This window comes from Blautia sp. MSK.18.38 (assembly GCF_024460535.1).
Lineage (GTDB): Bacteria > Bacillota > Clostridia > Lachnospirales > Lachnospiraceae > Blautia_A > Blautia_A fusiformis.
The window spans coordinates 28,344-41,904 of record NZ_JANFYP010000015.1 but is presented as its reverse complement, the minus strand read 5'-3'; the positions used below and the strand labels follow the sequence as shown (position 1 = coordinate 41,904).

Annotated in this window: 11 protein-coding genes; all 11 read left to right on the top strand. The window is 45.7% G+C overall.

Features of this window, described 5'->3' with window-relative positions:
- Window positions 1-115 precede the first annotated feature (115 nt).
- Entirely contained in the window at window positions 116-292 is a 177-nt protein-coding gene (gene rpsU, locus NE638_RS10590; RefSeq protein ID WP_004222305.1) for a 30S ribosomal protein S21, read from the top strand.
- Between the two features lie 80 nt (window positions 293-372).
- Window positions 373-1,947, top strand: a complete 1,575-nt coding sequence (gene cls / locus NE638_RS10585) for a cardiolipin synthase (RefSeq protein ID WP_021976940.1) — start codon at window positions 373-375, stop codon at window positions 1,945-1,947.
- Between the two features lie 101 nt (window positions 1,948-2,048).
- Entirely contained in the window at window positions 2,049-3,476 is a 1,428-nt protein-coding gene (miaB, locus tag NE638_RS10580; protein ID WP_021651459.1) for a tRNA (N6-isopentenyl adenosine(37)-C2)-methylthiotransferase MiaB, read from the top strand.
- 233 nt (window positions 3,477-3,709) lie between these two features.
- Entirely contained in the window at window positions 3,710-4,021 is a 312-nt protein-coding gene (locus NE638_RS10575) for a metal-sensing transcriptional repressor (RefSeq protein ID WP_022427232.1), read from the top strand.
- A gap of 36 nt (window positions 4,022-4,057) precedes the next feature.
- Window positions 4,058-6,619 (top strand): heavy metal translocating P-type ATPase, encoded by a 2,562-nt coding sequence (locus tag NE638_RS10570; protein ID WP_173746165.1) that lies wholly within the window; start codon window positions 4,058-4,060, stop codon window positions 6,617-6,619.
- A gap of 262 nt (window positions 6,620-6,881) precedes the next feature.
- Window positions 6,882-8,294 carry an amidophosphoribosyltransferase gene (locus NE638_RS10565; protein ID WP_173740846.1) on the top strand — a complete coding sequence of 471 codons (1,413 nt, stop codon included), beginning with the start codon at window positions 6,882-6,884 and terminating at the stop codon, window positions 8,292-8,294.
- A 205-nt stretch (window positions 8,295-8,499) separates the two neighbouring features.
- Window positions 8,500-9,180, top strand: coding sequence for an HAD family hydrolase (locus NE638_RS10560; RefSeq protein ID WP_173740845.1), 681 nt, complete (start codon window positions 8,500-8,502; stop codon window positions 9,178-9,180).
- On the top strand, window positions 9,177-9,980 hold the full coding sequence (gene thiD / locus NE638_RS10555; RefSeq protein ID WP_173740844.1) for a bifunctional hydroxymethylpyrimidine kinase/phosphomethylpyrimidine kinase: 804 nt from the start codon (window positions 9,177-9,179) through the stop codon (window positions 9,978-9,980). The genes NE638_RS10560 and thiD overlap by 4 nt, the downstream gene beginning before the upstream one ends.
- A 4-nt stretch (window positions 9,981-9,984) precedes the next feature.
- A complete protein-coding gene (locus tag NE638_RS10550; protein WP_173740843.1) occupies window positions 9,985-11,775 on the top strand; it encodes an aminopeptidase P family protein in 1,791 nt (596 codons plus the stop codon).
- A 101-nt stretch (window positions 11,776-11,876) separates the two neighbouring features.
- Window positions 11,877-12,875: an adenosine deaminase gene (gene add / locus NE638_RS10545; protein ID WP_173746164.1), complete on the top strand. Its 999-nt coding sequence runs from the start codon at window positions 11,877-11,879 to the stop codon at window positions 12,873-12,875.
- A 212-nt stretch (window positions 12,876-13,087) separates the two neighbouring features.
- Window positions 13,088-13,486: an IS5 family transposase gene (locus NE638_RS10540; protein ID WP_227588895.1), complete on the top strand. Its 399-nt coding sequence runs from the start codon at window positions 13,088-13,090 to the stop codon at window positions 13,484-13,486.
- Window positions 13,487-13,561: the final 75 nt, after the last annotated feature.

Here is a 13,561-nt window from a genome sequence, read left to right as displayed (position 1 = left end):
AAAGATGTTGACGAAACCACATGTTATGCTATATAATAACACTCGTGCAAGAAAAATACCCAGACAGTTGTATTTTAGCACAATCTACAACTGGAGGGAGGTTAGGTGTGAGTCTATGTCAAACGTTATCGTAAAAGAGAACGAGACTTTAGATAGCGCTCTTCGCAGATTCAAGAGAAGCTGTGCTAAGGCGGGAATCCAGCAGGAAATCCGTAAGAGAGAGCATTACGAGAAGCCAAGCGTTCGTCGTAAGAAAAAATCTGAAGCCGCAAGAAAACGTAAATATAATTAATTGTGCGCAAAAATCCCTGGCTGTATGGTCAGGGATTTTTAATTAAATAGAAACAGGAACGTTTGACGAAGGAAAGAAATATGAATTTGTTTATTAAACTGATTATCAAACCATTGCGATCGCTCCTTAAATTATTATTTAATCGAATTTTTTATGTAGCTCTGGCTCTTGTTGTGCAGCTGGCATGGCTGCTGATCGCCCTTTTCCGGCTTATGGAATACTCCAGATGGGTGACGATCGGAATGCAGGCCATAGGTTTTCTGGTTGTTCTGTGGATCGTAAATAAAAAGATCAATCCATCTTATAAGCTCGCCTGGACGATGCTGATCCTTATTTTTCCGGTATTTGGTGTTTCCCTGTACCTTCTTTTCGGTAAGTCGCGGATCGGCGCTGTAATGGAACAGCATTATCAGAATCTTATTGATGAAACAGCAGAATACCTGGAAGGCTCAGAGCTTACAAGAAAACGTTTAAACGAAGACGACCGTTCCATGAGAATCCAGTCGGATTACATCTGGCAGTATTCAAGATATCCGGTTCACGAGAATACCACAGCAGAGTATTTTCAGGTAGGAGATGATATGTTTCCGGTTCTGGTGCATGAGCTGGAGCAGGCAAAGCATTTTATTTTTATCGAATATTTCATCATAAATGACGGGGTAATGTGGCAGACGATCCTTAATATCCTTGAAAAAAAGGCTAAAGAAGGAGTGGATGTCCGACTGATCTATGATGGCTTCGGCTGCCTTACCACATTGCCATACAAGTATGATCAGGAGATGCGCCGGCGAGGAATCAAATGCGAAGTATTCAACCGGTTCCGTCCGATTCTTAATATAATCCAGAATAACCGTGACCACCGTAAGATCTGTGTGATCGATGGCTGGACCGGTTTTACCGGTGGCATCAACCTGGCTGACGAATATATCAATCAGCGAAAACGGTTTGGCCACTGGAAGGATACAGCCGTTATGCTGAAAGGAGAAGGCGTCTGGAATATGACAGCTATGTTCCTGTATATGTGGGGAATCGTTACCAGAACAGATACTTCTCTTGATTTCGGAAATTATGTTCCGCACAGGTGGCACCCCAACGAATTTCCGGGAAACGGTTATGTCCAGCCATTCTGCGATTCCCCCCTGGACGATGAGATCGTAGGAGAGAACGTTTATCTTAATATTATCAATCGCGCCAAAAACTATGTTTATATCTGCACACCATATCTGATCATAGATAATGAGATGATGACCGCCCTGTGCCTCGCTGCAAAAAGCGGTGTGGATGTCCGGATCATGACACCAGGTATCCCGGACAAAAAAATGGTCTTCCTGCTGACACAGTCTTATTATAAACAGCTTCTGGAAGCAGGTGTAAAGATCTACGAATACCAGCCGGGATTTTTACATGCAAAATCTTTTGTCTGTGATGACAAAGTAGGCGTCGTAGGAACCATAAATCTGGATTACCGAAGCCTTTATCTGCATTTTGAAGATGGTGTCTGGATGTATAAGAATGATGTGATCCTGGACATCCGGGATGATTTTACAGAAACCCTGGAGTACTGTGATCCCATTGATCTGGCATTCTGCCAGAAGAGAAATATTGTGGTACGTGCCATTCAGAACGTACTGAGAGTTTTTGCACCGCTATTATAAAAACTCTTTGACAGACAACTGTAAATTCTGTATGATATATCAGACGGGAGTTCAATGCTCCCGTCTGATATTGTCTAAAGAAAAATAATTTATAGATACATATGAAATTTTTAGTTATTGGAGGAATTGATTTGAGCCAGAACAAAGAAACAGAGATCCAGCTTCAGTACATTGAAAAATGTAAAGAGCTTCTTGCCAAAAGCAGTACGAAACATCCCACCTTCCACATCCAGAACGAAGGATGCCAGATGAACTCCATCCAGACAGAGTCTATTGCGGCCATCATGGAAAAAATGGGATATGAAATGGTAGATACCGAGGATGCTGATGCAGTTGTATTTAACACCTGCACAGTCCGGGAAAATGCCAATCAGAAGATCTATGGACATCTTGGACATTTAAAGAGCATCAAACGGGAGCACCCGGATATGAAGATCGTACTGTTCGGATGTATGATGCAGGAGCATCACGTAGTAGAAAAGATCCGCAAGGATTATAAATATGTAAATCTTGTATTCGGAACCCATAATATCCACAAATTCCCGGAGCTTTTTTACCGGACGCTGCAGACCGACGACCAGATCATTGATATCTGGAAGGAATCCGATGAGATCGTAGAGGGCATGCCAACTTCCCGCAAATACTCCTTCAAAACAGGAGTCAGCGTAATGTTTGGCTGCAATAACTTCTGCAGCTACTGCATCGTTCCTTATGTCCGCGGCCGCGAAAAGAGCCGCGAGCCACAGGCCATCATCCGCGAGATCGAGGAACTGGTCGCAGATGGCGTTACTGAAATCATGCTTCTTGGCCAGAATGTAAACTCCTACGGTAAAACTCTGGAAACACCGGTGACCTTTGCAGAACTTCTGAAAGAAGTAGAAAAGATCGAAGGACTGAAGCGTATCCGTTTTATGACTTCCCATCCGAAGGACCTGTCCGATGAGCTGATCCAGACCATGGCAGAGAGCCAGAAGATCTGTCACCATCTGCATCTTCCGCTGCAGTCCGGAAGCAGCAGAGTCTTAAAGGAAATGAACCGCCGTTACGACAAGGAGAAATATCTGGAGCTGGTAGATAAGATCCGTAAGGCGATCCCGGATATTTCGCTGACAACAGATATCATGGTCGGATTTCCGGGAGAAACAGAAGAAGATTTCCAGGAAACACTGGATGTTGTAAGAAAAGCAAATTATGATACTGCCTTCACATTTATTTATTCCAAACGAAGCGGAACCCCTGCAGCCGGCATGGAAAATCAGGTGCCGGAGGATGTGGTAAAAGACCGTTTCAGCCGTCTTCTTACCCTGGTACAGGAAAAGGGCCGGGAAAATTCCTCCCGTTTCCAGGGAACCATTCAGGAAATCCTGGTAGAAGACGAAAACCGGGAGAAGGGTACTCTTACAGGTCGTACCCAGCATAATCTCTTGGTTCATTTCCCAGGAGAAAAAGATCTCATCGGCAAATATGTAAAAGTAAGCCTGGATACCTGCAAGGGATTCTATTATTTCGGACATATCGTGGAAGAGTAGAATTATCGACAAGTCCCCACCCACTGCTTATTGTTTTTCGCAACCCCGTTGGGGACTTACCTGATTCGGCTAATTATAAGTTTATATTACCCGCTCATTGCCATTATCGGATGAGCGGGCTTTTTTATTATAAAAATACTGTTTCTATTGACAAATACCCCATTAGGGTATATATATATTCCATATATAGAGGATACCCTATGAGGGTATTTATAGGAAAGGAGAGACAGCCTATGTCTGAAAAGAAAGCCTGTCCCTGCTGCTGTGAAAAACACACTGCACGTTCAGAGGAGGAGAAAAAAAAGCTGATCAACCGTCTGAAACGTATTGAAGGCCAGATCAGAGGCATTATAGGAATGATGGAGAATGATGCCTACTGTAATGATATCCTGATCCAGTCCGCTGCAGTCAATGCTGCAGTAAATGCGTTTAATAAAGAGCTGCTTGCCAGCCACATCCGCACCTGCGTTGCCCGGGATATCCGGGAAGGTAAGGATGAGACCATTGATGAGCTGGTAGCAACCCTCCAGAAGCTGATGAAATAAAGGGACAAACTGGATTTTAGGAGGTACTGAAAGAAAATGGAACAATATAATGTAACTGGTATGAGCTGCGCCGCCTGCTCTGCCCGTGTGGAAAAAGCCGTATCGAAAGTTCCGGGGGTGAATAGCTGTTCCGTCAGTCTTCTGACCAACTCTATGGGAGTTGAGGGAACCGCTTCATCCGGCGAGATCATTGCCGCAGTGGAAGCCGTCGGATATGGTGCATCTTTAAAGGGCGGAGCTGCCGGAGCGAAGATTTCCATGTCTGCGGCAGAAGAAGCGCTGGAAGATCATGAAACTCCGATTCTAAAGAAACGTCTTATCACATCCGTGGGATTTTTGCTGGTGCTGATGTATTTCTCCATGGGGCACATGATGTGGGGATGGCCACTGCCGAAATGGTTTGACGGCAATCACGTAGCCATGGGACTGGTACAGCTGCTCCTGGCTGGTATCATTATGGTGATCAACCAGAAATTTTTCATCAATGGATTTAAGAGTCTGTGGCGCCGTTCCCCAAATATGGATACTCTGGTAGCTCTTGGCTCCATGGCATCCTTCCTGTGTAGCGTCTATGCACTGTTTGCCATGACAAGAGCACAGGTAGATGGAGATTCTGCTGCAGTTATGAATTACATGATGGATTTTTATTTTGAATCTGCAGCCATGATCCTGACACTGATCACCGTAGGAAAAATGCTGGAGGCCCGTTCTAAAGGAAAGACAACGGATGCGCTTAAAAGCCTTATGAAGCTGGCACCCAAAACTGCGGTTGTGGTACGAAAGGGACAGGAACTTACCGTTCCTATTGAGCAGGTTCAGAAAGGAGAAACCTTTGTCGTCCGCCCGGGAGAGAATATTCCGGTGGATGGAGTGATCCTGGAAGGAACCACCGCAGTCAATGAATCCGCACTGACCGGCGAGAGTATCCCGGTTGATAAAGAAACCGGAGATATGGTTTCTGCGGCAACTGTGAATCAGTCCGGATTTATCAAATGCGAAGCGACCAGAGTGGGAGAGGATACCACCCTTTCCCAGATCATCAAAATGGTCAGTGATGCGGCAGCCACCAAGGCACCGATCGCAAAGATCGCAGACCGTGTTTCCGGTGTGTTTGTACCGGCAGTGATCACAATCGCAGTGATCACAACGATCATCTGGCTTCTTGCAGGACAGACCTTCGGTTATGCTCTGGCAAGGGGGATTTCCGTTCTGGTCATCAGCTGCCCCTGCGCACTTGGCCTTGCAACACCGGTTGCCATTATGGTCGGCAACGGTATGGGTGCCAAAAACGGAATCCTTTTCAAAACAGCCGTTTCTCTTGAGGAAGCAGGAAAAGTCCAGATCGTCGCACTGGATAAAACCGGAACCATTACAAGCGGTCAGCCGGAGGTAACAGATATTCTCCCGGCAGAGGGAGTTACAGAAACAGAGCTTCTCACTCTGGCCTGTGCACTGGAGAAAAAAAGTGAACATCCTTTGGCAAAAGCCGTTCTCAAAAAAGCCGAGGAAGAGAACCTTGCCACAGGTGAAGTAACCGGATTCCAGGCACTTCCGGGAAACGGACTTTCCGCTATACTTGGAAGTGACAAACTGACCGGCGGAAGCATGAAATTTATCAGCAGCCAGACAAAGGTTTCCGCAGCCCTTAATAGGAGAGCCGAACAGCTTGCAGAGCAGGGAAAAACGCCCCTTCTTTTCACACGAAACGGTAAACTTCTGGGAATCATCGCAGTTGCGGATGTGATCAAGGAAGACAGTCCCCGTGCAGTAAAAGAGCTTCAGAACATGGGAATCCGTGTAGTTATGCTTACCGGTGACAATGAGCGTACCGCAAAAGCCATCGGAGCTCAGGCAGGAGTTGACGATGTGATCGCAGGAGTTCTTCCGGATGGAAAAGAAAGTGTGATCCGCGCTCTGAAGGAGCAGGGAAAGGTTGCCATGGTCGGTGACGGTATCAACGACGCGCCGGCACTTACAAGAGCCGATATCGGAATTGCCATCGGTGCAGGAACAGATATTGCTATTGATGCGGCAGATATCGTTCTGATGAAGAGCCAGTTAAGCGATGTTCCAGCGGCAGTACGTTTAAGCCGTGCCACACTTCGGAATATCCATGAGAATCTTTTCTGGGCATTTTTCTACAATATAATCGGCATTCCCCTTGCAGCAGGTGTCTGGATCCCGCTTTTCGGATGGACCTTGAATCCGATGTTCGGAGCTGCGGCCATGAGTCTTTCCAGCTTCTGTGTTGTAACAAATGCGCTGCGTCTGAATCTGTTTCAGATCCACAATGCAGCAAAAGACAAAGAAATCAAAAATCCGGTAACATTACACATCAGTCATGATGAAAATATAAAAGAAGAAAAGGAGAACAAAACAATGGTAAAGGTAACGGTCAATGTAGAAGGAATGATGTGCGGACACTGTGAGGCACACGTAAACAAAGCCATCCAGGCAGCTTTCGGAGCAGAAGACGTAGTTTCTTCCCACGAGAACGGAACAACTGTATTCTCTGTACCTGAGAAGGTTGACGAGGCAAAGGTTGAAGAAGTGATCAAGGAAGCCGGTTACGAGTTTAAGGGAATCACCCAGGAATAAACCGGATTTTTAAACCACATATTTGCCAAATGGCCAAAAGAAACAGTTCTGTAAAAGCGGAGCTGTTTCTTTTGTCTCATACAGAAAAAATTTTCCACTTCTATAAATCCGGCTAATATCTTTATAGTTTATTCTGAAAAAGCAGGATTATCCGCCAAATTGGTTTTTATTTTCAATTCTCTTATGCTATACTGATAGCGATTATGGATATAGGAACGATAACAGAAATCGTTAACATCATAGTAGTAGAGAGGAGCGCATTATGAGCGGATTTTTTGGAGTAGCATCGAAGGATGACTGTGTACTGGAGCTTTTTTACGGAGTGGATTACCATTCTCATCTGGGAACACGCCGCGGAGGTATGGCTGTTTACGGAGAACATGGATTTGACCGTGCCATCCACAACATTGAGAACACGCCTTTCCGTACAAAATTTGACGGAGATGTGGGTTCCATGAAGGGAAATATGGGAATCGGATGTATTTCTGATTATGAGCCTCAGCCCCTTCTGTTCAGTTCCAGGATCGGCAGCTTTGCCCTCACTTTTGTGGGAAAGATCAATAATTACGATGAACTTCTGCAGCAGCTGTATGATACGACCAAGGTACATTTTCAGGAGATGACCAACGGAACCGTCAATGTGACCGAACTGATCGCTGCACTGATCTGTGAAAAGGACAATTTTGTGGAAGGTATCCAGTACGTACAGGGACTGATCGACGGCTCCATGACTCTGCTTCTTATGACAAAAGACGGAATTTATGCAGCCCGTGACAAGATGGGCAGAACTCCTGTGGAAATTGGCCGCAAAGAAGGGTCATACTGTATTTCCTTTGAAAGTCATGCCTATATCAACCTTGGATACGAAGATTATAAAGAACTTGGCCCCGGAGAGATCGTATTCGTAACAGCAGACGAAGTCAAAACTCTGGTTGAGCCCGGAAAGAAAATGAAGATCTGTTCCTTCCTCTGGGTTTACTACGGATATCCGACAGCCTCTTATGAAGGTGTAAATGTAGAGGAGATGCGCTACCGCTGTGGAAGCATGCTTGCAAAGAGAGACGGCGATTCCGTGCACCCGGACATTGTAGCCGGTGTTCCGGATTCCGGCATTGCCCATGCCATCGGATACGCCAATGAATCCGGCATTCCTTACGCAAGACCATTCATTAAATATACACCAACCTGGCCCAGATCTTTTATGCCGACCAATCAGAACCAGCGTAACCTTATTGCCAAAATGAAACTGATCCCGGTACGTGCGCTGATCAAGGATAAAAAACTTCTTCTCATAGACGATTCCATCGTACGTGGCACCCAGCTTCGCGAGACAACCGAATTTCTGTACCGCAGCGGAGCCAAAGAGGTTCATGTCCGTCCTGCCTGCCCGCCAATCATGTACGGCTGCAAATATTTAAACTTCTCCCGTTCCAAATCTGAGATGGAGCTGATCACCCGTCAGGTGATCGAGAAGAGAGAAGGCCCCAACTGTCCGCAGGAAGTTCTGGATGAATATGCAGATCCACATACAGAGAAATACGAGCAGATGGTACAGGATATCTGCGAGATGCAGAATTTTACCACCCTTCGCTATCACAGACTGGATGATCTTCTGGAATCCATTGGGATCAATCCTTGTAATGTATGCACATATTGTTTTAACGGTAAAGAATAAAAAATGTTTTGAAAATAGAGCTGCTGTTTCAGATGAGCCTCCTTAACTCCCGGTTGCATTTTGGATATCTGCGGCTTATAATAAATGCGGATATATCTTTTGTGATATATCCGCGTTTTTTATATCAGTTTTTTATGTCATGGGAAATTATTTCGTAATGTTCCAATGACAGAGTATCACAAAAAAAAATTTCAGGAGTATAAACATGATTTTTCCTATAAAAGCCGTGATATTTGATGCAGACGGCGTCCTTCTGGATTCGCTCTCTGTTTGGAAGGAGCTTGGAAAACGATATATTACAGATCTGGGATATCAGCCGGTTGCGGAAATGGACGAAATCCTTTTTCCCATGAGTATGGAGCAGGGAGCGGACTGGCTGAAAAACAGGTTTACTCTTGCGTATTCCGAAGAAAAGATCGTGATGGATCTGAAATCCCGGATCCGTAAATACTATTTTGAAGAGGTCCCGGCAAAATCAGGTGCCAGAGAACTTCTTCAATGCCTTGCAGAACAGAAAATCCCGGCTGCGGTGGCAACCTCAAGCCCCAGGGAACATATCTGCCGGGCGCTGGAAAGAAACGGACTTCTTTCCTTTTTTGATAAAATCTATACCACCAGTGAGATCGGAGAAAGCAAACATTCTCCGAGGGTCTATCTTACAGCTGCAGAAGCACTGGGAACAAAGCCATCCCGGACGCTGGTTGTGGAGGATTCACTCTACGCGTTGCAGACTGCCGGAAATGCAGGATTTCTGACTGCCGGTATTTATGACGCATTGGGAGAACCGGATCAGGAACAGCTGAAAAAGGATGCCTATATCTACTGTCGGGATCTGACAGAGTTACAGAACCATATATTCACAGAAAACGGAGGAAACCAAAGATGAAAACAGCATTAACCATCGCAGGCAGCGATTCCAGCGGAGGAGCCGGGATCCAGGCCGATATTAAAACCATGATGGCAAACGGAGTATACGCCATGAGTGCCATCACTGCGCTGACTGCCCAGAACACCACCGGTGTCACAGCCATCCAGAATGCAACCGCAGAGTTCCTGGGTCAGGAGCTGGACTGTATTTTTACGGATATCTTTCCGGATGCAGTAAAGATCGGAATGGTTTCCGAAAGTAATCTGATCCATATGATCGCAGGAAAGCTCCGACAGTATCGGGCAAAAAATATCGTGGTGGACCCGGTTATGGTTGCCACAAGCGGTGCAAGACTGATCAGTGAGGAGGCGGTGGATGTTCTGAAGGAAGAACTGTTTCCTCTTGCAGATCTTCTCACCCCCAATATCCCGGAAACCGAGGTGCTTACCGGACGGAAGATCAAAAGCGCCGATGATATGATCAAAGCTGCAAAACAGGTTTCCGAGCAGTATCACTGTGCAGTTCTCTGCAAGGGCGGACATAAGCTCAATGATGCCAATGATCTTCTCTATGTGAATGGAACATATCAGTGGTTTGAGGGAAAAAGGATCGACAATCTCAACACCCACGGAACAGGATGTACTCTTTCCTCGGCCATCACTTCCAACCTTGCAAAGGGATTTTCCATGGTGGAATCTGTAAACCGTGCCAAGGACTATATTTCCGGAGCCCTTGCTGCCATGCTGGATCTGGGAAAGGGAAGCGGCCCTATGGATCATGGCTTTGCGATAAAGAACAGTTATACAGAGGAGGCATAAGATTATGACAGTTACAGAACGGATCACAGCTCTTCGAAAACAAATGAAGGAAAAGGGAATCGATGCTTATCTGGTTCCGACCGATGATTTTCATGGTTCTGAGTATGTTGGGGATTATTTTAAATGCAGAAAATACATCACCGGATTTACCGGTTCTGCCGGAACTGCCGTGATCATGCAGGACATGGCCGGACTCTGGACAGACGGAAGATATTTTATCCAGGCTGCACAGCAGTTAGAGGGAACTCCGGTTACTCTGTTTAAGATGGGAGAACCGGACGTACCAACGATCCACAAATTCCTGGAAGAAAATCTGAAAGAGGGAATGTGTCTCGGCTTCGATGGCCGTACCGTAAGCGCAGAAGAAGCAGAGACGCTAGAAAGAATCCTTCAGAAAAAACAGGTACATTTTTCTGTAAATGAGGATCTCATCGGAAATATCTGGAATGACCGTCCGGCACTTTCCTGTGAACCGGTAATGGAATTATCCGAAAAATGGGCCGGAAGATCCAGAGCAGACAAGATCCGTGAGATCCGCAGCAAACTGAAAGAGAAGGGCGCAGACCTCTTTATCCTCACTTCCCTTGATGACATTGCATGGCTTTTAAATATCCGCGGAAATGATATCCACTGCTGCCCGGTAGTTCTTTCCTATCTTGTGCTGGATGACAGTGAGCTCCGTCTTTTTGTCAATGAAAAAGCCTTTTCGGATTCTGTTAAGGAAGCACTTTCCAAAGACGGTATTGCCATTTATCCATATGATGATATTTACACCTATGTGCAGACGATTCCCGAAGAGAAAAAGGTATTTCTTTCCAGAAGCAATGTAAACAGCCGGCTGGTCAGCAGTATTCCAAAGCCGGTAACGATCCTGGACGGTGAAAATCTGACCCTTCTCCCAAAAGCCATCAAAAATGAAACCGAAGTCCAAAATGAAAAGACTGCCCACCTCAAAGATGGCGTTGCAATGGTGAAGTTTATCCACTGGCTGAAGAAAAATGTGGGAAAACAAAAGATCACCGAGCTTTCCGCTGCTGATAAGCTCTATGAATTCCGTTCCGGACAGGAGAATTTTCAGGGAAACAGCTTTGATCCCATCATTGCCTACGGTGCACATGGAGCCATTGTCCATTACAGTGCAACAGAAGAAACCAATATTCCACTTGAGCCAAAAGGGCTGGTTCTGATGGATACAGGCGGACATTATCTGGAGGGCACTACTGATATCACCCGCACCGTTGTACTTGGCCCGGTTACTGAAAAAGAAAAAAAATATTTCACAGCAGTACTCCGTGGACACCTGAACCTGGCAGCAGCAAAATTCCGTTACGGCTGTACCGGCCTGAATCTGGATGCCCTGGCTAGAGGACCTCTCTGGGCTATGGGAGAGGATTACAACCACGGAACCGGCCATGGCGTAGGTTATCTTCTCAATGTACACGAAGGACCGCAGAGCTTCCGCTGGAAAAGCCCTGCAGAGCTTCCGGCTCCTGTTCTGGAAGAAGGGATGATCACTTCCGATGAACCAGGATATTATGCGGAAAATGAATTCGGCATCCGTCACGAAAATCTTGTAGTTTGCAAAAAAGCCGAAAAAACATCCTACGGCCAGTTTATGAAATTTGAGCCACTGACTCTGGTCCCATTTGATCTGGAAGGTATCGATCCGGAACAGATGGAAGCAGGAGAGCGCAAATTGCTCAATCAGTATCATGCCCTTGTATACGAAAAGATTTCTCCGTATCTGAATGAAGAAGAGCAATCCTGGTTAAAAAAAGCCACACAGGAAATATAACCCGGAATTCACCTTAATATTTCCTTCCGACAGATACCATAAGAAACGCAAAACCATTTCAGGGATAAGAATAAATCCAACCAGGGAGGTACTTAGCGCCTATGAAAACAGAAAATAGAATTGATCACTACATCGATCTCCACGCACATCTGGACGGCTGCATTACCACAGAGATAGCCAGAAAACTTGCCGCATTGCAGCAGATCACGCTTCCGGCTGCCACAGATGAAGAGCTTCTTTCTCTCCTTTCTGTGCCGGATACCTGCGAAAATCTCAATGATTTTCTGAAATGCTTTGACCTGCCTCTTTCTCTTCTTCAGACAGAAGAGGCATTGGAAGAGGCTGTTTATCTTATCCTTTCTGAAATGAAAGAAGACGGTGTGATCTACGCAGAACTTCGTTTTGCCCCACAGCTCCATACACAGAAGGAAATGACTCAGGAAACAGCGATCCATGCTGCATTACGTGGTCTGAAAAGAGCTCCCATCCCCGGTAATCTGATCTTATGCTGTATGCGCGGTGATCTTAACCAGAAAGAAAATCTGGAAACTCTGGAGCTGGCAAAAAAATATCTTGTTGAAGATGGCGGCGTGGTTGCTATCGATCTTGCAGGAGCCGAGGCACTCTTTCCAACAGAAAATTACGAGGCGCTTTTTGCAAAAGCAAGAGAATATCAGGTTCCATTTACCATCCATGCAGGCGAGGCCGGAAATGCAGAGGATGTAAAAACAGCTGTCCATATGGGGGCAGTCAGGATCGGTCATGGTGTGAGGATCGCGGGAAATAAGGAAGTGATACAGCTTGTAAAGGATAAGGGGGTTTTTCTGGAAATGTGCCCTACAAGCAATCGCCAGACAAAAGCTATGGAAGAAATGTCTGCTTATCCGCTGAAAACATTTCTCGAAATGGGACTTAAGGTAACCTTAAATACCGATGATCCGGCGATCGAAAGAACAACCCTTTCCCGGGAATTCCGATATATGGAATCTCTGTTAGATCTTACCCAGGAGCAGAAAAGGCTGTTGCTTCTGAATTCTGTGGAGGCAGCCTTTACTTCCAGGAACAGAAAATGGAAACTGAAAGAACAGCTTCTTTTCTGAACTGTATGAAAACTATCAGGCGAAAGGACAGCCCTGGACACCAATTTTGAACTGGAGCATGAAGATATGAGCCGTTTTTTTATTTCCGGGAATGGCACTGCACTGTCGCATGTATTGGAATGATCATAAAGAATAAACAGGACATCCGGATAGAAAATTTCTCATTACCCCATCTTGAACCCAAAATCCTTTTATGATAGAATTGAAAAATTATGTTGAGACGATACGAATTAACCGATGAAGAATGGAACCGTATAGCTTCATTACTGCCGCCTGAAAATTCTGGAAAACAGGGACGCCCACAAAAATGCAGCCGGACAATTCTGAATGGAATTGTTTGGATTGCTCGTAGCGGAGCTCCATGGCGAGACCTTCCAGAACGTTATGGCTCCTGGCAAACGGTTTATTCCCGTTTCCGTAAATGGATTGAAGACGGCACCCTTGATAATATTTTTCGTGTTTTGAGCTTAGAAGCCGAATTAACAGAACTGTCAATGGACGCTTCTATCGTCAAAGCTCATCAGCATAGTGCTGGAGCAAAAAAAGGGGGCCTCCAAACGAAATCGGACACAGCCGTGGTGGAGCCAGCACAAAAATCCATGCAGTTGTAGATGCATACGGTTATCCGGTTTATTTTATGATCCGTGAAGGGCAGCGTAACGATATCAATTACGCAATCCCTTTGC

What these genes read in the sequence shown, in the direction of transcription:
- NE638_RS10570 (WP_173746165.1), top strand. Translation starts at nt 4,058, where the DNA reads ATGGAACAATATAATGTAACTGGTATGAGCTGCGCCGCCTGCTCTGCC.
- miaB (WP_021651459.1), top strand. Translation starts at nt 2,049, where the DNA reads ATGAAATTTTTAGTTATTGGAGGAATTGATTTGAGCCAGAACAAAGAA.
- NE638_RS10550 (WP_173740843.1), top strand. Translation starts at nt 9,985, where the DNA reads ATGACAGTTACAGAACGGATCACAGCTCTTCGAAAACAAATGAAGGAA.
- thiD (WP_173740844.1), top strand. Translation starts at nt 9,177, where the DNA reads ATGAAAACAGCATTAACCATCGCAGGCAGCGATTCCAGCGGAGGAGCC.
- NE638_RS10575 (WP_022427232.1), top strand. Translation starts at nt 3,710, where the DNA reads ATGTCTGAAAAGAAAGCCTGTCCCTGCTGCTGTGAAAAACACACTGCA.
- NE638_RS10560 (WP_173740845.1), top strand. Translation starts at nt 8,500, where the DNA reads ATGATTTTTCCTATAAAAGCCGTGATATTTGATGCAGACGGCGTCCTT.
- NE638_RS10565 (WP_173740846.1), top strand. Translation starts at nt 6,882, where the DNA reads ATGAGCGGATTTTTTGGAGTAGCATCGAAGGATGACTGTGTACTGGAG.
- cls (WP_021976940.1), top strand. Translation starts at nt 373, where the DNA reads ATGAATTTGTTTATTAAACTGATTATCAAACCATTGCGATCGCTCCTT.
- add (WP_173746164.1), top strand. Translation starts at nt 11,877, where the DNA reads ATGAAAACAGAAAATAGAATTGATCACTACATCGATCTCCACGCACAT.
- NE638_RS10540 (WP_227588895.1), top strand. Translation starts at nt 13,088, where the DNA reads ATGTTGAGACGATACGAATTAACCGATGAAGAATGGAACCGTATAGCT.
- rpsU (WP_004222305.1), top strand. Translation starts at nt 116, where the DNA reads ATGTCAAACGTTATCGTAAAAGAGAACGAGACTTTAGATAGCGCTCTT.